Below are 20,307 nucleotides of genomic sequence, written 5' to 3' on the forward strand. Positions count from 1 at the left end.
GACCGACCAGCAGCAGACGGAGGAAGCAGTGAGCGAGCAGTGGGTCCGACTCGTGGACGAGGACGAGCACGGGCACGTGGTGTCCCTGGTCCTGGACCGGCCCGGGGCCCGGAACGCCATCTCGGTCGAGATGGCCCGTCAGGTCGCGGCGGCGACGACCGAGCTGTCGGGCCGGGCCGGCCTGCGGGCCGTCGTGCTGCGGTCCAGCCGCGACGACGCGTTCTGCGTGGGGGCCGACCTCAAGGAGCGCCGGGACGCCACCGAGGCCGACCTGCTGGGCGCCCGGGCCACCAACCGGGCCTGCTACGGCGGTGTCCTGGGCCTGCCCGTGCCGGTCGTAGCCGCGGTCACCGGCTACGCGCTGGGCGGGGGCTGCGAGCTGGCGCTGTCGTGCGACCTGCTGGTCGGGGACGCCGCGACCGTCATCGGCCTGCCCGAGGTCGGGGTGGGGCTGATCCCCGGCGGCGGTGGCACGCAGCTGGCCGTCCGGCGCCTCGGCAGCGGCCGGGCCGCGGACCTGGTCCTCACGGGGCGACGGGTCGACGGGACGGAGGCCTACCGGATGGGCCTGCTGGACCGGCTCGCCGAGCCCGGTCAGGTCGACCCCGTGGCCCTCGAGCTGGCCCGGACGATGGCGACGCGTTCGCCCACGTCGGTCCGCGCCGCCAAGGCGGCGATGCGGGCCGGGGCCGACCTGCCGCTGGCCGAGGGCCTCGAGGTCGAGGACGCCGCCTGGCGCGGTGTCGTGCCCGGGCCGGACCGGGTCGAGGGCATCGCCGCGTTCGTCGACAAGCGGGACCCGCGCTGGGTGGACCCTCAGCCGTCCTGAGGTCGCGGCGCGGGCGGCGAGGTGACGGCCACCGCGTCGACGGTGCCCGCGTCGTCCCCGGCGCCGGTCGGGGGCAGGGTGCGGTTCTCGTTGAACACCACCGTGCGGTACATGAGGAACCGGAACAGCGTCCCCATGGCCAGACCGACGACGTTGGCCGCGATGTTGTCCGCGACCGGCGACGTCAGGCCGAGGACGTAGCGGGACACCGCCAGCGGCACCAGCGCGAGCAGCAGGCCTCCCACGTTGACCACGACGAACAGGAACAGCTCCCGCGGGACCGCCGAGCGGCGTCGTCGGCGGAACGTCCACCACCGGTTGCCCATCCAGGCGACCATCGTGGCCACCGCGACCGAGATCACCTTGGCCGTCAGGGGCTTGCCGTCCAGCACCGGGTCGTCGCCCACGTGCAGCAGCAGGTTGAACACGCCCAGGTCGACGACGTAGGCGACGGCGCCGACGACGCCGAACTTGAGGCCTTCGCGCACGACGAGGGCAAGGGCGCCGTGGATCGCGGCGTAGAGACGACGCACCGCACCACCGTACGGGACGGCTGCGTAGGCTCCTGCCGTGCCGCGACCAGACGACTCCACCGGACCAGGCTTCCCCACCGTCACCGTGCTGGGCGGAGGCCAGCTCGCCCGCATGATGGTGCCGCCCGCCGTGGCGCTCGGCGTGCACCTGCGGGTGCTGGCCGACAACGGTGACGACAGCGCCGCGCAGGTCGCGACCACGGTGCTGGGAGCGGCGGGCGACGTGGAGTCGGTGCTGACCGCGGCGAGCGGGGCCGAGGTGGTGACGTTCGACCACGAGCACGTGCCCGCGGACGTCCTGGCCGCGCTGGAGGCCACCGGGACCGCGGTCCGGCCCGGCCCGGCCGCGCTGCACCACGCGCAGGACAAGCTGCAGATGCGTCGGGCGCTGACCGACCTGGGTCTGCCGGTGCCGTCGTGGGCGGAGGTGGCCGACGTCGACGCCCTGCGGGCCTTCGCCGCCGACCACGGCGGCCGGGCCGTGCTCAAGACGCCGCGCGGCGGCTACGACGGCAAGGGTGTCCTCGTGGTGGGACCGTCCCCGGCCGAGGGGGCCGACGACCGGTGGGCCACCGCTGCGTCCTGGTTCGACCGGGCCGGCGGGGCGCCGCTGCTGGCCGAGGAGGTCGTCCCCTTCGTCCGCGAGCTGGCCGTGCTGGTGGCACGCAGCCCGTCCGGGCAGGTGGCGATCTGGCCCGTGGCGCAGACGCTGCAGGTCGACGGGGTGTGCCGGGAGGTCGTCGCCCCCGCCCCCGGCCTGGACGACGACCTGGCCGGGGACGCCGCGACCACCGCGGCGACGATCGCCGGCGCGCTGGACGTCACGGGCGTGATGGCCGTCGAGGGCTTCGAGGTGGCGGTCCCCGGCCGGGCCCCGCGCTTCGTCGTCAACGAGCTGGCGATGCGCCCGCACAACTCCGGGCACTGGACCATCGACGGATCGGTCACCAGCCAGTTCGAGCAGCACCTGCGGGCCGTCCTCGACCTGCCGCTGGGTGACGTCCGGGCCCGGGCCCCGTGGACGGTCATGGTGAACGTCCTGGGCGGGGACCACCCGGACCTGTACCGGTCCTACCTGCACGTCATGGCCCACGACCCGGGCGTCAAGGTGCACCTGTACGGCAAGTCGGTCCGGCCCGGTCGCAAGATCGGCCACGTCACCGTCCACGGCGACGACCTGGACGACCTGCTGGAACGGGCCCGTCACGCCGCCGACTACATCTGCGGGACGATCACGGCATGAGCGTGGACGAGGGACTGCCCGTGGTCGGTGTCGTCATGGGGTCCGACTCCGACTGGCGGGTGATGTCGGCCGCGTCCGACGCCCTGACCGAGTTCGGGGTCGCGCACGAGGTGGACGTCGTCTCGGCCCACCGGATGCCCCACGACATGGTGGCCTGGGGCGCCGAGGCGGCCGGGCGCGGCCTGCGCGTCGTCGTCGCCGGGGCGGGCGGGGCGGCGCACCTGCCGGGGATGCTCGCCTCGGTGACCGAGCTGCCCGTGATCGGGGTGCCGGTGCCGCTGGCCCACCTGGACGGCCTGGACTCGCTGCTGTCCATCGTGCAGATGCCGGCCGGGGTCCCCGTGGCCACGGTCGGCGTCGGCGCGGCCCGCAACGCCGGGCTGCTGGCCGTCCGGGTGCTCGCGGCGGGCGAGGGGCCCGAGGCGCTGCGGCTGCGGGAGGCCCTGGTCGAGCACGCGGAGGCGCTCCGCCGCTCGGCCGGCGACAAGGGGCAGCGGCTGCGCGAGCAGGTCCGCGCGGCCCGCGAGGGCTGAGCGGACCCAGGAGGGCGGACCTCAGCCCGCGGCCTCCTCCGTCCACCGCTCGACGAGGACGGCGACGGTCTCGGTGTCGTCCTCGCGCAGCGCGGACCACAGCTGCTCGGAGCGCTCGGCGTCCCACTCCACGGCCGACCCGTTCGGCGTCCGCAGGTCCGGGTCGCTGACCGGCACGGTCAGCTGGACGCCGTCCGGACCGGTGACCGCCCGCATCGCGAGCAGGAACCGCCCCAGCCCGAGGGGGCCGGAGTCCTCGTCGACGGTCAGCGCGCGACCGCCCTCCCGCGCCGCGGGGAAGGACCGGCGCGGGTCGAGCAGCACCGCGGGTGAGCTCGCCCGCTCCACGATCGCCCCCAGCAGCTGCCGCTGCCGCTGGACGCGGGCCAGGTCGCCCGTCGCGTCGGTCTTGCGGGTCCGGACCAGGCCCAGCGCGTCCTGCCCGTCGAGGGTCTGCGACCCCGCCGGCAGGTCGATGTCGGCCAGCGGGTCCTCGATGGCCTCGGGCAGGTCGACCTCGACCCCGCCGACCGCGTCGACGATGGCGGAGAAGCCCCCGAACCCGGTCTCGACGTACCCGTCGATCCCGATCCCGGTGGCCTGCTCCACCGTGGACACCAGCAGCTCCGGACCGCCGAACGCGTAGGAGGCGTTGAGCTTGTTCTCGCCGTTGCCGGGGATCTCCAGGTAGCTGTCGCGGGGCAGGCTGACCATCACGGTGGGTCCGCCGCCGGCGGGGGAGTGCAGCAGCAGGATCGTGTCGGTCCGGCTCCCCGTGGTGTCGGTCGAGGCCTGACCGTCCTCGTCGACGGACTCCTCGCGGGAGTCGCTGCCCACCAGCAGGAACGTGGTGCCCGGCGTGCCCCCGGCCGTGATGAGCCCGGGGATCTTGCCCACGTTGGTCCACGCGGTCCAGCCCAGCGCCAGCGGGTAGGCCACCAGCAGCGCGACGAGGACGACGACGACCGCCAGCACGCCCCGGCCCCGACGGCGGCGACGCGGGGGTCGGGCCCCGGGGCGGCGCGACCCGTCGGCGCCCGGCCCGCGGGGCGGCCCCTGCCCGGCGCCTGCACGTCCGCGCGGCGGGCCCGAGCGAGGCGGGGTCCCCGCGGGGCGGGCCGGGCGGGGCTGCTGCGTGGTGCGGGGCGGCTGGGTGGTGCGGGGCTGCTGCGTGGTGCGGGGCTGCTGCGTGCCGGCCGCGGCGTACCGCGCCGTGGCCTGGTCCGACCCTCCCGGAGACCGGGGCGGACGACGCATCACCCGGGTGGCGTCCGGCGCTGCCTCGGTGGACCCGTCGGTTCCGGGCCGGCCCAGCCGTGGGACGGCGGGACGACCGGTCAGCGGCGAGCGCAGCGGCGTGGGCCGCCGCATCTGGGTCGTCGGGTCGTCATCACGGTAGGGCGAGTCGGGCACCCGGACACGGTAGAGCGCTCGGGAGGGTGGTGGTGCCCGAGCCCGGGGCGAGTCGGACCCGTCCGGGGCCGGGCACCGTCCGGGTCAGGCGCGCGGACGACCCATGGCGCGGTAGGTCCACCCGGCCGCCCGCCAGGCCGCGGGGTCCAGGGCGTTGCGGCCGTCGAGGATGCGTCGGTTGCGGACCTGCTTGCCCGTCTCCTCGGGGTCCAGGGCCAGGAACTCGGCCCACTCGGTGAGCATGAGGACCACGTCGGCCCCCTCGATGGTGTCGGCCACGTCCTCGCCGAAGCGCAGGTCCGGCCAGACCTTGCGCGCGTTCTCCATCGCCTGGGGGTCGTACACCGTGACGTGGGCGCCCTGCAGCCGCAGCTGGGCCGACACGCTCAGCGCGGGGGAGTCGCGGATGTCGTCGCTGTTGGGCTTGAAGGCCGCCCCCAGCACGGCGACGCGGCGCCCGAGCAGGGAGCCCTCGCACACCTCGCGGGTCATCTCGACCATGCGCTGGCGGCGGCGCATGTTGATGTCGTCGACCTCGCGCAGGAACGTCAGGGCCTGGTCGGCGCCGAGCTCGCCCGCGCGGGCCATGAAGGCCCGGATGTCCTTGGGCAGGCAGCCCCCGCCGAAGCCGACGCCGGCGTTGAGGAACTTGCGGCCGATGCGGGCGTCGTGGCCGATCGCGTCGGCGAGCGCCACGACGTCGGCGTCCACCTTCTCGCAGACCTCGGCCATGGCGTTGATGAAGGAGATCTTGGTGGCGAGGAAGGAGTTGGCCGCGACCTTGACCAGCTCGGCGGTCGCGTAGTCGGTGGTGACCAGCGGGGTGCCGGTGCCCAGCGGTGTGGCATAGATCTCGTCCAGCAGCGCCTTGGCGGTCTCGCCGGGGGCGCCCTCGGGCAGGCCGTACACGAAGCGGTCGGGGGTCAGCGTGTCCTTGACGGCGAAGCCCTCGCGCAGGAACTCCGGGTTCCAGGCCAGGACGGCCTCGACCCCGGGGGACACCAGCTCGGCCACCCGCTCGGCGAGCCGGGCCGCGGTCCCGACGGGGACGGTGGACTTCCCGACCACCAGGGCGGGGGCCTCCGCCGTGCCCGTGAGGTGGGGGGCGAGCGCGTCGACGGCCGCGTCGACGTAGCGCAGGTCGGCGGCGTACTCGCCCTTGCGCTGCGGGGTGCCCACGCAGACGAAGTGGACCCGCGCCCCCGACGCCTCGGCCATGTCCGTGGTGAACCGGAGCCGGCCGGTGGGCATGACCTTCTGCAGCAGCTCCGGCAGGCCGGGCTCGTAGAACGGCGCCCTGCCCTCGCGGAGGAGGGCGACCTTGGCCTCGTCCACGTCGATGCCGACCACCTCGTGACCCAGCTCGGCCATGCAGGCGGCGTGGACAGCACCGAGATAACCGCAACCGATCACAGAGATACGCACGACGGAGGACGCTACCGCCCGTGGGGGCCGGCACCACGCGGCGCCCGGCCGCCCGGGAGCGGCACGCCCGGACCCGACCCCGTCGGACCTGCCCCGTCACCACGGGGTTACCGGTCGGTAACCCTGCGGTGGCCCGACGCGTACGATGCCCCCGTGAGCAACGACGCCTTCACCCTGACCGACGACCAGCGTGACCTCGTCGAGGCGGTCCGCGCGGTCGCCACCGACAAGATCGCCCCCTACGCGGCGGACGTGGACCGCGACGCCCGGTTCCCGCAGGAGGCCAACGACGCCCTGGTCGCCGCCGACTTCCACGCCCCGCACGTGCCCGAGGAGTACGACGGCGTGGGGGCCGGCGCCCTGGAGGTCTGCCTGGTCATCGAGGAGGTCGCCCGGGTCTGCGCCTCCAGCTCCCTGATCCCGGCGGTCAACAAGCTCGGGTCGATGCCGGTGCTGCTGGGTGGCTCGCACGACATCAAGGCCCGGTACCTGCCGCGCCTGGCCGCCGGGGAGGGCTTCAGCTACGGCCTGTCCGAGCGCGAGGCCGGGTCCGACACCGCGTCGATGCGCACGCGCGCCCGCCGCGACGGCGACGACTGGGTGCTGGACGGCCAGAAGTCCTGGATCACCAACGCCGGCGTCAGCGAGTTCTACACCGTGATGGCCGTGACCGACCCCGACGCGGGCAACAAGGGGATCAGCGCGTTCGTCGTGGAGAAGGGTGACGAGGGGCTCACCTTCGGCGCCAAGGAGAAGAAGCTCGGCATCAAGGGCTCGCCCACCCGCGAGATGATCTTCGAGCGCTGCCGCATCCCGGGCGACCGCATGGTCGGCGAGCCCGGCGAGGGGCTGAAGATCGCGCTCCGGACCCTGGACCACACCCGGATCACGATCGGCGCGCAGGCCGTCGGCATCGCCCAGGGGGCGCTGGACTACGCCCGCGACTACGTCAAGGAGCGCCGGCAGTTCGGCAAGGCCGTCGCGGAGTTCCAGGGCATCCAGTTCATGCTCGCCGACATGGCGATGCAGCTCGAGGCCGCCCGCCAGCTGGTCTACGTGGCCGCCGCGAGGAGCGAGCGCGGCGACGCCGACCTGACGTTCTTCGGCGCCGCGGCCAAGTGCTTCGCCTCCGACGTGGCCATGGCCGTCACCACCGACGCCGTGCAGCTGCTGGGCGGCGCCGGGTACGTCAGCGACCACCCGGTGGAGCGGATGATGCGCGACGCCAAGATCACGCAGATCTACGAGGGCACCAACCAGATCCAGCGGCTGGTGATGGGCCGGCAGGTCCTCAAGGGCTGAGGCGCAGGTCCCCGGGGTCGAGGCGCCGCGCGGCCGGGCGTACCAGGGGTCTGCCGGCCCGGGCCGGTAACCTGCCCCTGAGTGCGTGCGCCCAGCCGCACGCCTGATCCCCTGACCCTCACCACGGAGGCGCCACGTGACCGTCCCCCCCGCCGGCGGCCGAGGCCGGTACGAGTGGGTCGACGTCGCCAAGGCCCTCTCGATCGTGCTCGTCGTCGCGTACCACGTCGGGGTCCAGGCCCGGGGGACCGTGCTGGCCGGGGTGAGCTCGCCCTGGGTCACGACGTGGCTGGACCTGAACGCGGTGCTCACCCCCGTCCGGATGCCGCTGTTCTTCCTGGTCTCGGGCCTGCTGGCCGCCGGTGCCGTGCGACGGCCGTGGGGGGCCGCGCTACGAGGCCGGCTGTCGCACCAGCTGTGGCCGTACGCGCTGTGGACCGTGCCCTTCGGTCTGGTCTGGGTGTACGCGGTCTTCCCGACCGACAAGCGGTCGTGGTTCTCCTACAACCTGGAGATGCTGCCGCTGGGCGGGCTGGCCTACTGGTACCTGTACGCGCTGGCCCTGTTCTTCGTCGTGGCCAAGCTCGGGCGCCGGGCCCCAGGGGTGGTGCTGGTGGTGTCGGGCGCGCTGCTGCTGAACACCAGCACGCTGGCGGGGCTGCTGGGGACGGGGGAGACCCAGTCGCACCTGGTGAACGTGACCCGCTGGTCGGTCTTCGGGTTCTGGTTCTTCCTCGGCTGCTACGCCCGCCCGCTGGTCGTGCAGGTCGCGGCGGCCAGCACCCCGGTGACGAGCCTCGTGGCGGCCCTCGTGTTCGGGTGGAGCGTCACCGGGCTCTACTTCCGCGGCGAGATCGTCGGCACCATGCCCGTGGTCACCCTGCTGGGCCTGGTGACCGGTGTCCTGGTGAGCGTGCAGCTGGCCCGGCTGCCGCTGGTCGCCCGGCTGGGCTCCGTCGTGGGCAGCAGGACCCTGGTGGTGTACCTGGTGCACCCGTTCGTGATCCAGCTGAGCACGGTGCTGATGGTCGCGACCGGCGGGAGCCCCCTGATCGGCGCGCCGCTGCCCGTGCAGGCGGTCTGGATCCCGTTCTGGACGGTGAGCCTGGTCGCGGCCGCGGTCGGGTTCGACGTCCTGTGCCGCCGGGTCGGGCCGCGCTGGCTGCTGGACCCCCCGGGGTGGCTCGTGGGCCGGGAGCGCGGTCGCGGGGCCGGTCCGACGGTCGGGGCGCAGGGCCCGGACGTCGCGGCCGCTCCCGGTCCCACGGTGGGTCCGGCCCGTCCCGCAGGACCCCCGGACGGTGCACCGGAGGGGCCGCCCGCCACGATCCCGGTGAGCGCGCCCGGGGTGCGCTCGCGGGCCTAGGCTCCTGCCTCGTGCCCACGTCAGCGTCTCCCGCCCGCCGCGCCCTCGTCACCGGCATCACCGGCCAGGACGGCATGTACCTCGCCGAGCTCCTGCTGTCCAAGGGGTACGAGGTGTTCGGGCTGGTCCGGGGCCAGAACAACCCGAAGGCGGCCGTCCTGGCCGCCGAGGTGCCCGGCGTCCAGCAGCTGACGGGCGACCTCACGGACCTGTCCAGCCTGCTCCGGGCGCTGGAGTCCTCGCGCCCGGACGAGGTCTACAACCTGGGCGCCATCAGCTACGTCGCCTACTCCTGGCAGAACGCCCACCTGACGACCGAGGTCACGGCCCAGGGTGTGCTCAACATGCTGGAGGCCGTGCGGCTGCACTCCGGGTCCGACGTCGGCCGGGTGCGGTTCTACCAGGCGTCCAGCTCGGAGATGTTCGGTCGGGTGCAGGAGGTCCCCCAGCGGGAGACCACCCTGCTGTGGCCGCGCTCGCCGTACGGCGTGGCCAAGGTGTTCGGGCACTACATGACCATCAACTACCGCGAGTCCTACGGCATGCACGCCTCGAGCGGGATCCTGTTCAACCACGAGTCGCCGCGGCGGGGGCCGGAGTTCGTGACCCGCAAGGTGACGCAGGCCGTGGCCCGGATCGCGCTCGGTCGTCAGGACGTCATCACGCTGGGCAACCTGGAGGCCCGGCGCGACTGGGGCTTCGCCGGGGACTACGTCGACGCGATGTGGCGCATGCTGCAGCAGGACGAGGCCGACGACTACGTGGTGGCCACCGGGGAGGCCCACTCCATCCGGGACCTCCTGGACGTCGCGTTCGCCCACGTCGGCGTCGACGACTGGTCGGACCGCGTGGTGCAGGACCCGGCGTTCTTCCGCCCCGCCGAGGTGGACATGCTCATCGGCGACCCGTCCAAGGCGCAGGAGCGGCTCGGCTGGAAGCCGACCGTCGGCTTCGGCGAGCTGGTCCGGATGATGGTCGACAGCGACCTGGCCGAGCAGCGCCGGCTGCCGGCCTGAGCGACGTGTCGGGACGCGCCCTCGTCACCGGGGTCACCGGGCAGGACGGCAGCTACCTGGCCGAACGCCTGCTCGCCGACGGCTGGCAGGTGCACGGCCTCGTGCGCTCGCCCGACGAGCGGGTCGTCCCCGGGGTGCAGGTGCACCACGGCGACCTCGCTTCCGCCTCGACGTTCGCCGACCTGCTGCCCGCGGTCCGTCCGGACGTCGTGTTCCACCTGGCGGGGATGTCGTCGGTGGCCACGTCCTGGGCCCAGGCGGGCACCAGCGCGGAGGTGACGGGGACCTCGGTCGCGAGGTTGCTGGAGGCCTGCTTCCCGGGCGGCACCGGCGACGGGCCGAGGGTGGTGCTCGCCTCGAGCGCCGAGGTGTTCGGAGCGGCCACCACCTCACCGCAGGACGAGCGGACCCCGGTCCGGCCGAGCTCGCCCTACGGGGCCGCCAAGGCGTTCGCCCTGCACCTGGGCGGCGTCTACCGGCAGGCGGGCCACCACGTGGGCGCCGCCGTGCTCTACAACCACGAGTCGCCCCGACGCCCGGCGACCTTCGTCACCCGCAAGATCACCTCCACCGTCGCCGCCATCGTCGCCGGGACGGCGGACGAGCTGCGGGTCGGCAACCTGGACGCACGGCGGGACTGGGGCTGGGCGCCGGACCACGTCGACGCCATGGTCCGGATGGCGCGGGCCGAGCGGCCCGACGACTACGTGGTCGCGACGGGGGAGGGCCACAGCGTCCGCGAGTTCGTGGCCGCGGCGTTCGCGGCGGCCGGCGTGACCGGGTGGGAGCACCTGGTGCACGTCGACCCCCGGTTCGTGCGGCCCGTCGACGCGGTCGAGCTGGTGGGCGACGCGAGCCGGATCCGACGTGCCCTGGGCTGGCGACCGACGGTGGAGTTCACGGAGGTGGTCGCCCGGATGGTGCGGGCCGACCTGGCCCTCACCGGGCAGGACGGCACCCGGCAGGGTGGCCCGGGCTGAGTCAGCCCGGGTCCTGCGGGAGCCCCGCCAGGTAGGTGCCGTACCCGCTGCTGGCGGTGGCGGCGGCCAGGGCCAGCAGCTGGTCGGTGCTGATCAGGCCCCGACGCCAGGCGACCTCCTCGGGACAGCCGATCTTCAGGCCCTGCCGCTGCTCGATGGTGCGCACGTAGTTGCCCGCGTCGAGCAACGAGTCGAAGGTCCCCGTGTCCAGCCAGGCCGTGCCGCGCGGCAGCACCTCGACGTGCAGCCGGCCGCGGTCCAGGTAGTGGCGGTTGACGTCGGTGATCTCGTACTCGCCCCGGGCGGACGGCTCGAGCGCGGCCGCGATCTCGACGACCTCGTGGTCGTAGAAGTACAGCCCGGGCACGGCGTAGCTGGACCGTGGCTGCGACGGCTTCTCGTCCAGGTGCGTGGCCCGGCCGTCGGCGTCGAAGGTGACGATGCCGTAGCGCTGCGGGTCCGCGACCCGGTAGGCGAACACGGCGGCCCCGTCGACGTCGCCGAACCGGGTCAGCTGCGAGCCCAGCCCGGGGCCGTAGAAGATGTTGTCGCCCAGCACGAGGGCCACCGACGAGCCGGCCACGAAGTCGGCCCCGATGACGAAGGCCTGCGCGAGCCCGCGCGGCTCCGGCTGCGTGGCGTAGGTGATCGACAGGCCCCACTGCGTCCCGTCGCCCAGCAGGCGCCGGAACTGCTCGCCGTCGTGCGGGGTGGTGATCACCAGCACGTCGTCGACGCCCGCCAGCATGAGCGTGGTGAGCGGGTAGTAGATCATCGGCTTGTCGTACACGGGGACGAGCTGCTTGCTCACCGACCTGGTGAGCGGGTGCAGCCGCGTCCCCGTTCCGCCGGCCAGGATGATCCCTCTCACTGTCCTAGTGTGTCAGCCGGCCCCCGTCAGACAGGGAGAGTTCATGCGACTGCTCGTCACCGGTGGCGCCGGTTTCATCGGCAGCCACTACGTCCGCAGCGTCCTGCAGGGGGCCTACGACGGCTACGAGCCCGACGAGGTCGTCGTGCTCGACGCGCTCACCTACGCCGGCAACCGGGCCAACCTCGACCCGGTGGCCGCCGACCCGCGGCTGCGGCTGGAGGTGGCCGACGTCCGGGACCCCGTCGCCGTCGACGCCCTGGTGGCGCGGGCCGACCACGTCGTCCACCTGGCGGCGGAGTCGCACGTGGACCGCTCGATCGGGGGGGCCGCCGACTTCGTGCAGACCAACGTGGTCGGCACGCAGGTGCTGCTCGACGCCGCGCTGCGCCACGAGGTCGAGCGGTTCGTCCACGTCTCGACCGACGAGGTGTACGGCTCCATCCCCACCGGATCCTGGTCGGAGGAGCAGCCGCTGCAGCCCAACAGCCCGTACTCCGCGTCCAAGGCGGGCAGCGACCTGATCGCGCGCGCCTACCACCGCACCCACCAGCTGCCGGTCTGCATCACCCGCTGCAGCAACAACTACGGGCCCTACCAGTTCCCCGAGAAGGTCATCCCGCTGTTCGTCACCAACCTGCTCGACGGGGGCACGGTGCCGCTGTACGGGGACGGGCTCAACGTCCGGGACTGGTTGCACGTGGACGACCACTGCCGCGGCATCCAGCTGGTGCTGCAGGGGGGTCGGGCGGGGGAGGTGTACAACATCGGCGGCGGCACGGAGCTGACGAACCGCGGTCTCACCGAGCGGCTGCTGGCCGCGACCGGCCGGGACTGGGACGCCGTCGTGCCGGTCGAGGACCGCAAGGGGCACGACCGGCGCTACTCCGTCGACATCGCGAAGATCCGCGAGGAGCTCGGCTACCAGCCGCGGGTCCGCTTCGACGAGGGGCTGGCCGGCACCGTGCGCTGGTACGCCGACCACCGCGCCTGGTGGGAGCCGCTGAAGCAGCGCGCCGGTCTGGGGACCTGATGCAGGTCCGACCGCTCGGCGTCCCCGGCGCCCTCGAGGTGACGCCGCGCCTGCACGGCGACCCGCGCGGCATGTTCCTGGAGTGGTTCCGCGACGACGCGTTCACCGAGGCCGTGGGGCACCGGTTCGACCTGCGCCAGGCCAACTGCTCGGTGTCCGCGGCGGGGGCGCTGCGCGGGATCCACTTCGCCGACGTGCCGCCGGGGCAGGCCAAGTACGTCACGTGCCTGGCCGGGGCCGTGCTGGACGTGGTGGTCGACCTGCGCGTGGGCAGCCCCACGTTCGGGACCTGGGACCAGGTGCTGCTCGACGACGTCGATCGGCGGGCGGTGTACGTGGCCGAGGGGCTGGGCCATGCGTTCCTGAGCCTCGCCGACGGCTCCACCGTCGCCTACCTGTGCTCCGCGCCGTACACCCCGGGGGCCGAGCACGAGGTGCACCCGCTGGACCCCGACCTGGCCGTGGACTGGCCCACGACCGGCCGGGACGGCTCCGACCTCCGGGTGGAGCTGTCCGCCAAGGACGCGGCCGCACCGTCGCTTCAGGAGGCGGTGGCGTCGGGGCTGCTGCCGCGCTGGGCCGGCTGAGACCCGTCCGGGTCGGGACCGGTGCGCGTCCGGGGCGCGGGCACGCCGTGGCGGAGCACCCCCGTCGAGGCGGCCGCCAGCCCGAGGTCGGCGACCGTGAGGGCCACCCGCGACACGAGGGCGACGGACAGCGCCGCCGACACCCCGACGAGCGGCCCCAGGGCGGCCACCAGCACGGCCTCCCGCGCCCCGACCCCGGCCGGGGCGGCGAAGGTCAGGAACCCGACGACCCAGGCGAGCGCGTAGCCCCCCACGGCCAGCGGCAGGGCGTCGACCCCCGCCCCCAGGGGCCGCAGCAGCAGCCAGGTGGCGGTCCCGTAGCAGACCCACGCCAGCAGCATCAGCGCCACGGCCCGCCCCGTGGCGGCCCAGCCGGGGGACGCCGTGGCCAGCGCCGGGCGCCAGCGCGCCAGCGCGTGCAGCAGCCGCCCCAGCACCGGGGGCAGGAGCACGACGACCCCTCCCACCACGACGGGGACGACGAGCCAGCCCCACTGCGAGGCCAGCGTCGCCCCGACCCCGACGGCCCCGACCACGGCGCCCGTCACGGTGTGCAGCAGCAGGAACAGGGTCGCCGCCCCCACCATGGCCGGGCGCGGGACCCCGTAGCGGGCCGCCAGCACGGCCTGGGCGAGCACCGGCCACAGCGACCCGGGCACGTACTTGCCGGCCTGCGTGACGTAGAAGACGCGGTGCGCCGTCGACGTGGTCGGGCCGGTGCCGCCGAGGGCACGCAGCCAGACCCGCCAGCACTCCCCGGTGGCGACGACGCCCGCCGTGGTCAGCAGCAGGCACGCGGTCGCCGGCCCCCAGCCGATCGTCGCCAGGGCGGTGGACACCTCGTCCCAGCGGGCCGCGACCACGACGACGCCCAGCACGAGGACGCCGAGGCCGACCGCCACCGACAGCACGGTCAGCAGCCGGGCCCGGCCCGTCCGCGCCCCGGCCCCTGCCGCCGCCCCGGACCCGGCGTCCGGGCCGGTCGGCGGCAGCCGGTTCACCCGCCCAGCGCGGCGGGGTCCCGCGACAGCAGGACCGTCTCGCGGGGGAGGGGCTGGCAGGGGGTGGCCCCGCGGGTGCGGCGGACGTGCCAGCCGAGTCGGGCGGCGGAGTCCACGGCCGGTCGGTAGCGCGACCGCTGGGCGTCGTCCAGCAGGACCAGGCCGCCCGGGGCGACCCGGTCCAGCACGTGCAGCAGGACGTCGGCGCGGGCCCGGCCGTCGACGAGGACCAGGTCGAACTGGCCCTCCACCTCGTCGATGGCGTGGACGTAGCCGGAGAAGTCGAGGCCACGGCCGCTGGGGGCGCCCGAGGCGACCAGCGGACGCTCGGTGCTGGGCACGGCCGGGACGTGCACGGCCGGGGTGCACCGCAGGCCGGGGGTGCCGGCCAGCAGCTCCCGGACGCGGACCGCCCAGCCGGCCTCGTGCTCGACGGCGTCCACCGAGCCGGCGCGTCGGGCGAGCCACAGCGTGCTGGCCCCGGAGCCGTACTCGAAGACCCGGGCCCGGCCGTCGAGGCGGCCGAGGAAGTCCTCGACGGCGTCGACCGCCTGGTAGGTCCACCACGGCAGGTCCATCCGGACCAGGTCCTCGGCGTTGTGCACGGCCAGCAGCGTGCGCAGGTGGGCCGACACGGTGCGGGGGTTGCGGGCGACCTGCCGGTCCCACGCGTTGAGCAGCCGGGTCCGGTCGAGGCCGCGCCGGGTCCGGGTCATGACCCCCAGGTAGACGTCCCGCAGCAGACCCTGGTCCCTCGACATGCACTCTCCGTCTCCGGCGGGCCCGTCCGGCCCCACCGGTCGAAAGGGTAGTCGGGCGGCCCCGGTGCTCCGGCCCGAGCAGACCCCGTCAGCGCCGGGCGCTCGGGTACACGTCGCCGGCCTTCTGCCGGGCCGCCCACGCGCTCGCCACCATGTCGTGCAGGTCGTGGCGCATCGCCCAGCCGAGGTCGCGGGCGGCCGCGGCGCCGTCGGCGACGATCCGGGCCGGGTCGCCGGGGCGGCGCGGTGAGACCTCGGGGGTGAAGTCGATGCCGGTGACGTCGCGGATGGTGTCCATGATCTCGCGGACGGAGCTCCCCTCGCCGCTGCCGAGGTTGTAGACGGGCTCCAGGGACCTGCCGCCGGCCAGGTGCTGCGCGGCCGCGACGTGGGCGTCGGCGAGGTCGCTGACGTGGATGTAGTCCCGCACGCAGGTGCCGTCGGGCGTCGCGTAGTCGTCACCGTTGATGCGCGGGGTCCCGCCCCGGTACAGCAGGTCGAACACCACCGGGAAGAGGTTGTGCGGGCTGGCGTCGTACAGGTCGTCCGAGGCGGAGCCCACCACGTTGAAGTACCGCAGGGACGTGTGCCGCAGCCCGTTCGCCGTCGCGCAGTCGCGCAGCAGCCACTCGCCGACCAGCTTGGTCTCGCCGTAGGGGCTCTCCGGCCGCGTCGGGGTGGACTCGGTCACCACGTCGGTGCCGGGGGTCCCGTAGGTGGCGGCGCTGGAGGAGAAGACGACCTGGTCGACGCCGGCCTCCTCCATCGCCTGGAGCAGGTTCACGGTCGTGGTGACGTTCTGCTCGTAGGTGTGCAGCGGGCGCGACACCGACACCCCGGCGTACTTGAACCCGGCCACGTGGATGACGCCCTGCACCTGGTGCTCGTGCAGCGTGGCCGAGATGGCATCCCGGTCGACGAGGCTCGCCCGCACGAACGGGACGTCGTCGGGGACGAACTGCGCGAACCCCGAGGACAGGTCGTCGATCACGACCGGCTGCAGGTCCGCCTCCGCCAGGGCCCGCACGACGTGCGACCCGATGTACCCCGCTCCGCCCGTGACCAGCCAGCTCATGTCGTCGAGCCTGGCACGGGGACGGCCCCGAGGTCCTCCGGCACCCGGACCGGGGCGCCCGTCGCGGCGACGACGGCCTCGACCGTGACCCCCGGCGCCAGCTCCCGCAGCACGAACCCGCCGGCGGGGTCGCCGCGGTCCACGTCCAGCACGGCCAGGTCGGTGATCACCCGGTCCACCACCCCGCGCCCGGTCAGCGGGAGGGTGCAGTCGACGACGAGCTTGGCCGAGCCGTCCTTGGCGACGTGCTCCATGATCACCACGACCCGGCGGGCCCCGTGGACCAGGTCCATCGCGCCGCCCATGCCCTTGACCATCTTGCCCGGGACCATCCAGTTGGCGATGTCGCCGGCCGGCGACACCTGCATGGCCCCGAGCAGGGCGATGTCGATCTTGCCGCCGCGGATCATGGCGAAGCTGGCCGCGGAGTCGAAGTAGCTCGCGCCCGGGAGCACCGTCACGGTCTCCTTGCCGGCGTTGATCAGGTCGGGGTCCACCTGCTCGGCGTCGGGGTAGGGCCCCACGCCGAGGATGCCGTTCTCGCTCTGCAGCACCACCTCGATGCCGGCCGGGACGTAGCTGGCGACCAGGGTGGGCAGACCGATGCCGAGGTTGACGTAGTCGCCGTCGCCGAGCTCCTGCGCGGCGCGGGCGGCCATCTGGTGGCGGGTGAGGCCCGTGGGCGGGGCCGGGGTCTCGCTCATGAGGCGTCCTGTCGGAGGGTGCGGCGCTCGACGAGCTTGTCGCGGGCCTGGTCGGCGGTCAGCACCACCACCCGGTGCACGAAGGCCCCGGGCAGGTGGACGTGGTCGGGGTCGATGTCACCGGGCTCGACGAGCTCCTCGACCTCGGCCACGCACAGCCGCCCGGACATCGCCACCAGCGGGTTGAAGTTGCGGGCGGAGGCGTGGAACTGCAGGTTGCCCAGCCGGTCGCCGCGGGCGGCGCGCACCAGGGCGACGTCGGCCACGACGGCCGTCTCCAGGACGTGGTCCACGGGGTCGCCGTCGGGGTCGGCCGTGGCCGGGAACCGCTCGACCCGCTTGGGCGGGGACGACACCGCGACGGACCCGTCGGCGGCGTACCGCCACGGCAGGCCGCCCTCGGCGACGACCGTCCCGACGCCGGTCCGCGTGAAGAAGGCCGGGATCCCGGACCCGCCGGCCCGCAGCCGCTCGGCCAGCGTCCCCTGCGGGGTCAGCTCGACCTCGAGCTCGCCCGACAGGTACTGCCTGGCGAACTCCTTGTTCTCCCCGACGTAGCTGGCCACGACGCGGCGGACCCGGCCGGCCTCGAGCAGCAGCCCGAGCCCGGCGCCGTCGACGCCGCAGTTGTTGGACACGACCTCGAGGTCGCGGGTGCCGGCGTCGAGGACGGCCTGGATGAGGACCCGAGGGATGCCGCAGAGCCCGAAGCCGCCCACGGCGACGGTGGCCCCGTCACGCAGGTCGGCGACGGCGGTGCGGGCGTCGGGGACGACGATGTCCATGTGCGGAACCTATCTACTTGTTGCGCTCGGCGTGCAGCTCGACGGCGGTGGTCCCGCCCGTCGCGACCCGGTGGAGCATGTCGTGCAGGGTCGTGGCGAACCGCTCGGGCGAGTACAGCTCTCGCGCCGTGACGCCGAAGCGGCGTCCGGTCGCCTCGAGCTGGTCCAGGTCGGTGAGCACGTCGTCCAGGCGCGCCCGCCACCTCGGCGCGTCCTGCGAGGTCACCAGCCAGCCGGTCTCGCCGTCGACCACGGCGTCGGGGATGCCCTCGATGTCGGCCGCGAGGACCGGCAGGTCCCGCACCGCCGCCTCCACGTTGACCAGCCCGAACCCCTCCATGTCGCCGTACACGTGGATGTTGGGCTGCACGAACAGGTCCGCCCCGCGCAGCAGCAGCTCACGGTCGGCGCTGCTGACCCGGCCCAGCAGCCGCACCCTGTCCTGCAGGCCCTTGCTGCGCGCCACCCGGCGGATCCGGTCCTCGGCGGGCCCGGCCCCCGCCACCAGGTGCACGACGTCGCGGCGGGCGTGCGGCAGGACCTGCGCGACGAACCAGGCGACGCCCTTGCGACGGACCAACCGCCCCAGGGTGAGCAGGACGGCCGTGTCCGGGCCCACCCCCAGGCGCTCCCGCAGCTCGGCCCGGGCCTGCCGGCGCGAGGCCATGTCCGGGGGCGGCTCGACCGACAGCCGCAGCACCGTCAGGTGCTCCTCCTCGACCCCGGCGGCCCGGACGGCCGTGGCGGTGGCGTTGCTGATGGCGATGATGAGCGGGGCCGCCCGCAGGTGGCGCACCACGACCTTGCGGTAGACGGAGGAGTCGAAGGTGACGTCCAGGCCCATCACCATCGTGGCGTGCGGCAGGTGGAACAGCCGCAGCAGCTTGGTCGCGACCGCGTTCATCAGGGCGTCGCCCAGCAGCACCACGTCCGGGCGGTCGGTGCGGATGACCCGGGCCATCCGCCACAGCGTCAGCGGCAGCCACCACCAGGACGCCCAGTCGCTGCGGACGTTGCGCAGCAGCGTGACACGGGAGCCGCCGGCCAGCAGGGCGTCGTAGGTGTCCTTGGCCAGGGTCTCCATCCCGCCGGTCTGCGGCGGGAACTTGCGGGTGACGAACAGCACGTGCACCCGGTGAACGTACTGGGCCCACGCCCCGGTCTGCCGCCGGAGCACCGGGCGGGGCCGGTGCCGGGTCGGTGGGGCCGGCGGGGGGCCGGACGGCGATAGCCTGCGCACCATGGACGTCCTCGTCACCGGCGCTGCCGGCATGCTCGGCACGGACGTGGTGACGGCGCTGCTGGAGGCCGACCACGAGGTGACCGGTCTGGGGCGCGAGGACCTGGACGTGACCGACCGCGACGCCGTGAGCGCCTCGGTGGCCGGCCACGACGTCGTGGTCAACTGCGCCGCCTGGACCGCCGTCGACGACGCGGAGACCCACGAGGACGCCGCGTTCGCCGTCAACGCGACCGGGGCGGGCCTGCTGGCCGAGGCCTGCGCCGCGTCGGGGGCCCGGCTCGTGCACCTGTCGACCGACTACGTCGTGGGGGGCGAGCCGGCCGGTACGCCCGTGCCCTCCGACGCGCCGCTCAGCCCGGTCGGGGCCTACGGCCGCACGAAGGCCGCGGGGGAGCGGGCGGTCCTCGCCTCCGGCGCCGACGCGCTCGTGCTCCGCACGGCGTGGCTGTACGGCGCGCACGGTCCCTGCTTCCCCAGGACCATCGCCCGCCTGTCCCGCGAGCAGGACGTGCTGCAGGTGGTGGACGACCAGCTCGGCCAGCCCACCTGGACCGTCGACGTCGCCGACCTGGCCGTCCGGCTGCTCGCGGCCGGCGCCCCTGCCGGCACCTACCACGCGACGTCGGCGGGCTGGACGTCCTGGTACGAGCTGGCGATGGAGGTCGTCCGCACCGTGGGCCGCGACCCCGACATGGTCGACCCGATCAGCAGCGTGGAGCTCGCACGCCCGGCGCCGCGCCCCGCGTGGTCGGTGCTGTCGCACGACTCGCTCAAGGCCGTCGGCGTCGCGCCGATCGGGCCGTGGCGGCTGCGCTGGGCCGAGGCCGCCGACCACGTCCTCGCCGAGGGCTGAGGGCGGCCCGCTCAGCCCTGGTCGACGTCCGTCCGGTCCACGTTCTCCTGCTCGCGCACGCGCTCGAGCGCGCTCGCGGCCAGGCCGGTGTGCAGCACCACCGACCCGCCCGAGGCCCACACGGTGGCGACCTGCGTCGGCGTGGCACCCGGGCCGAGCAGGGTCCGTCCCGTCGCGCCGAGCCGCAGCCGGAGGACCGTCGCCGGGCCGGGGGACGGCAGCCGGTCCGGGAAGCCGGACACCTCGGCGCCGTAGTCGACGGCACCGGGCGGGAGCTCCGCGACAGGGCGGGGCAGCGCGGCCGCCGCGACCACCACGGCCACCCCGGCGGCGGGTGCCGTCGAGCCCTCGGGGACGACCACGACGTCGGGCCGGTCCCGGCCGGCGTCCGAGGCCGCGGCGGCGTCCGGGCCCACCTGCGCCCCCAGGAACCAGGTCGCCAGCCAGAAGACGGGGGCCCGCCAGTCCGGACCGAGCAGGACCTGGACGGTGGAGCCCGGTTCGACGTCCGCCTCCTCGCCCAGCAGGTGGGCGGTCTTGGCCACCCACTGCGCGAGCCCCGACCCGGTCAGCTCGACCCGGGCGTCGTCGCCGCCGTACCAGGTCAGCCGGGGCCGTGGGTCCTGCTGCAGGGTCCGGACCAACCGGGCGACGTCCACGTCGGCGGGGCCGTGGGCGGGTGCGGGCGGGCCCGTTGCGATCTGCACGCGACCACGGTGGCACACCGCCCCTGACCGCGTCGGAGCACCCAGGT

21 protein-coding genes are annotated in these 20,307 nt (G+C 74.6%); 10 read left to right on the forward strand and 11 right to left on the reverse strand.

From position 1 onward, the window contains the following. Positions 1 to 28 precede the first annotated feature (28 nt). Entirely contained in the window at positions 29 to 829 is an 801-nt protein-coding gene (locus ACR80Q_RS04290; RefSeq protein WP_435376313.1) for an enoyl-CoA hydratase/isomerase family protein, read from the forward strand. On the opposite strand, the gene ACR80Q_RS04295 is transcribed toward ACR80Q_RS04290, so the two are convergent. After that, positions 817 to 1,362: a GtrA family protein gene (locus ACR80Q_RS04295; protein ID WP_435376314.1), complete on the reverse strand. Its 546-nt coding sequence runs from the start codon at positions 1,360 to 1,362 to the stop codon at positions 817 to 819. The genes ACR80Q_RS04290 and ACR80Q_RS04295 overlap by 13 nt on opposite strands. Before the next feature lie 37 nt (positions 1,363 to 1,399). On the opposite strand from ACR80Q_RS04295, the gene ACR80Q_RS04300 reads away from it, so the two are divergent. After that, positions 1,400 to 2,605: a 5-(carboxyamino)imidazole ribonucleotide synthase gene (locus tag ACR80Q_RS04300; protein ID WP_435376315.1), complete on the forward strand. Its 1,206-nt coding sequence runs from the start codon at positions 1,400 to 1,402 to the stop codon at positions 2,603 to 2,605. Beyond that, positions 2,602 to 3,138 carry a 5-(carboxyamino)imidazole ribonucleotide mutase gene (gene purE, locus ACR80Q_RS04305; protein WP_435376316.1) on the forward strand — a complete coding sequence of 179 codons (537 nt, stop codon included), beginning with the start codon at positions 2,602 to 2,604 and terminating at the stop codon, positions 3,136 to 3,138. Before ACR80Q_RS04300 ends, purE begins: the two co-directional genes overlap by 4 nt. A gap of 21 nt (positions 3,139 to 3,159) precedes the next feature. Here the strand turns inward: purE and ACR80Q_RS04310 are convergent, their stop codons facing one another. Then, positions 3,160 to 4,551 (reverse strand): LCP family protein, encoded by a 1,392-nt coding sequence (locus tag ACR80Q_RS04310; RefSeq protein WP_435376317.1) that lies wholly within the window; start codon positions 4,549 to 4,551, stop codon positions 3,160 to 3,162. An 84-nt stretch (positions 4,552 to 4,635) separates the two neighbouring features. Further along, positions 4,636 to 5,976: a UDP-glucose dehydrogenase family protein gene (locus ACR80Q_RS04315; RefSeq protein WP_435376318.1), complete on the reverse strand. Its 1,341-nt coding sequence runs from the start codon at positions 5,974 to 5,976 to the stop codon at positions 4,636 to 4,638. Positions 5,977 to 6,129: 153 nt separating this feature from the next. Between ACR80Q_RS04315 and ACR80Q_RS04320 the strand changes: the two genes are divergently transcribed. The 4 genes from ACR80Q_RS04320 to ACR80Q_RS04335 all read left to right on the forward strand — a co-directional run bounded on the left by ACR80Q_RS04320 (position 6,130) and on the right by ACR80Q_RS04335 (position 10,640). Continuing rightward, positions 6,130 to 7,278 carry an acyl-CoA dehydrogenase family protein gene (locus tag ACR80Q_RS04320; RefSeq protein ID WP_435376319.1) on the forward strand — a complete coding sequence of 383 codons (1,149 nt, stop codon included), beginning with the start codon at positions 6,130 to 6,132 and terminating at the stop codon, positions 7,276 to 7,278. A 136-nt stretch (positions 7,279 to 7,414) separates the two neighbouring features. Continuing rightward, positions 7,415 to 8,644 carry an acyltransferase family protein gene (locus ACR80Q_RS04325; protein WP_435376320.1) on the forward strand — a complete coding sequence of 410 codons (1,230 nt, stop codon included), beginning with the start codon at positions 7,415 to 7,417 and terminating at the stop codon, positions 8,642 to 8,644. 11 nt (positions 8,645 to 8,655) lie between these two features. Next, the gene (locus tag ACR80Q_RS04330; protein ID WP_435376321.1) at positions 8,656 to 9,660 is read left to right on the forward strand and encodes a GDP-mannose 4,6-dehydratase; all 1,005 of its coding nucleotides are present in this window, start codon (positions 8,656 to 8,658) and stop codon (positions 9,658 to 9,660) included. A 5-nt stretch (positions 9,661 to 9,665) separates the two neighbouring features. Beyond that, positions 9,666 to 10,640 (forward strand): GDP-mannose 4,6-dehydratase, encoded by a 975-nt coding sequence (locus ACR80Q_RS04335; protein ID WP_435376322.1) that lies wholly within the window; start codon positions 9,666 to 9,668, stop codon positions 10,638 to 10,640. Between the two features lies 1 nt (position 10,641). On the opposite strand, the gene rfbA is transcribed toward ACR80Q_RS04335, so the two are convergent. Beyond that, positions 10,642 to 11,511, reverse strand: coding sequence for a glucose-1-phosphate thymidylyltransferase RfbA (gene rfbA / locus ACR80Q_RS04340; RefSeq protein ID WP_435376323.1), 870 nt, complete (start codon positions 11,509 to 11,511; stop codon positions 10,642 to 10,644). A 43-nt stretch (positions 11,512 to 11,554) separates the two neighbouring features. On the opposite strand from rfbA, the gene rfbB reads away from it, so the two are divergent. After that, the gene (gene rfbB / locus ACR80Q_RS04345; RefSeq protein ID WP_435376324.1) at positions 11,555 to 12,544 is read left to right on the forward strand and encodes a dTDP-glucose 4,6-dehydratase; all 990 of its coding nucleotides are present in this window, start codon (positions 11,555 to 11,557) and stop codon (positions 12,542 to 12,544) included. Beyond that, on the forward strand, positions 12,544 to 13,131 hold the full coding sequence (locus ACR80Q_RS04350) for a dTDP-4-dehydrorhamnose 3,5-epimerase family protein (protein ID WP_435376325.1): 588 nt from the start codon (positions 12,544 to 12,546) through the stop codon (positions 13,129 to 13,131). The genes rfbB and ACR80Q_RS04350 overlap by 1 nt, the downstream gene beginning before the upstream one ends. Here ACR80Q_RS04350 and ACR80Q_RS04355 read toward each other — a convergent pair. The 6 genes from ACR80Q_RS04355 to ACR80Q_RS04380 form a co-directional block, all read right to left on the reverse strand. Next, positions 13,086 to 14,132: a lysylphosphatidylglycerol synthase domain-containing protein gene (locus ACR80Q_RS04355; RefSeq protein WP_435376326.1), complete on the reverse strand. Its 1,047-nt coding sequence runs from the start codon at positions 14,130 to 14,132 to the stop codon at positions 13,086 to 13,088. The genes ACR80Q_RS04350 and ACR80Q_RS04355 overlap by 46 nt on opposite strands. Continuing rightward, a complete protein-coding gene (locus ACR80Q_RS04360; RefSeq protein WP_435376327.1) occupies positions 14,129 to 14,893 on the reverse strand; it encodes an O-methyltransferase in 765 nt (254 codons plus the stop codon). Before ACR80Q_RS04360 ends, ACR80Q_RS04355 begins: the two co-directional genes overlap by 4 nt. Positions 14,894 to 14,981: 88 nt before the next feature. Further along, the gene (gene galE / locus ACR80Q_RS04365) at positions 14,982 to 15,968 is read right to left on the reverse strand and encodes a UDP-glucose 4-epimerase GalE (protein ID WP_435376328.1); all 987 of its coding nucleotides are present in this window, start codon (positions 15,966 to 15,968) and stop codon (positions 14,982 to 14,984) included. Continuing rightward, positions 15,965 to 16,672, reverse strand: coding sequence for a 3-oxoacid CoA-transferase subunit B (locus ACR80Q_RS04370; RefSeq protein ID WP_435376329.1), 708 nt, complete (start codon positions 16,670 to 16,672; stop codon positions 15,965 to 15,967). The genes galE and ACR80Q_RS04370 overlap by 4 nt, the downstream gene beginning before the upstream one ends. Then, on the reverse strand, positions 16,669 to 17,457 hold the full coding sequence (locus ACR80Q_RS04375; protein ID WP_435376330.1) for a CoA transferase subunit A: 789 nt from the start codon (positions 17,455 to 17,457) through the stop codon (positions 16,669 to 16,671). Before ACR80Q_RS04375 ends, ACR80Q_RS04370 begins: the two co-directional genes overlap by 4 nt. Before the next feature lie 13 nt (positions 17,458 to 17,470). Continuing rightward, positions 17,471 to 18,589 (reverse strand): glycosyltransferase family 4 protein, encoded by a 1,119-nt coding sequence (locus ACR80Q_RS04380; RefSeq protein ID WP_435376332.1) that lies wholly within the window; start codon positions 18,587 to 18,589, stop codon positions 17,471 to 17,473. A 109-nt stretch (positions 18,590 to 18,698) separates the two neighbouring features. Between ACR80Q_RS04380 and rfbD the strand changes: the two genes are divergently transcribed. After that, complete coding sequence (rfbD, locus tag ACR80Q_RS04385; RefSeq protein WP_435376333.1) at positions 18,699 to 19,553, forward strand: dTDP-4-dehydrorhamnose reductase; 855 nt, start codon at positions 18,699 to 18,701, stop codon at positions 19,551 to 19,553. A gap of 11 nt (positions 19,554 to 19,564) precedes the next feature. Here the strand turns inward: rfbD and ACR80Q_RS04390 are convergent, their stop codons facing one another. Beyond that, positions 19,565 to 20,260 carry a TIGR03089 family protein gene (locus tag ACR80Q_RS04390; RefSeq protein WP_435376334.1) on the reverse strand — a complete coding sequence of 232 codons (696 nt, stop codon included), beginning with the start codon at positions 20,258 to 20,260 and terminating at the stop codon, positions 19,565 to 19,567. Positions 20,261 to 20,307: the final 47 nt, after the last annotated feature.

Origin of the sequence: Aquipuribacter aurantiacus, assembly GCF_051216895.1 — a bacterium.
GTDB lineage: Bacteria > Actinomycetota > Actinomycetes > Actinomycetales > JBBAYJ01 > Aquipuribacter.

Bases quoted from the DNA above. Each gene is read 5' to 3' on its own strand.
- ACR80Q_RS04360 (WP_435376327.1), bottom strand. From the start codon at position 14,893: ATGTCGAGGGACCAGGGTCTGCTGCGGGACGTCTACCTGGGGGTCATG.
- ACR80Q_RS04350 (WP_435376325.1), top strand. From the start codon at position 12,544: ATGCAGGTCCGACCGCTCGGCGTCCCCGGCGCCCTCGAGGTGACGCCG.
- ACR80Q_RS04375 (WP_435376330.1), bottom strand. From the start codon at position 17,457: ATGGACATCGTCGTCCCCGACGCCCGCACCGCCGTCGCCGACCTGCGT.
- purE (WP_435376316.1), top strand. From the start codon at position 2,602: ATGAGCGTGGACGAGGGACTGCCCGTGGTCGGTGTCGTCATGGGGTCC.
- ACR80Q_RS04370 (WP_435376329.1), bottom strand. From the start codon at position 16,672: ATGAGCGAGACCCCGGCCCCGCCCACGGGCCTCACCCGCCACCAGATG.
- rfbD (WP_435376333.1), top strand. From the start codon at position 18,699: ATGGACGTCCTCGTCACCGGCGCTGCCGGCATGCTCGGCACGGACGTG.
- rfbB (WP_435376324.1), top strand. From the start codon at position 11,555: ATGCGACTGCTCGTCACCGGTGGCGCCGGTTTCATCGGCAGCCACTAC.
- galE (WP_435376328.1), bottom strand. From the start codon at position 15,968: ATGAGCTGGCTGGTCACGGGCGGAGCGGGGTACATCGGGTCGCACGTC.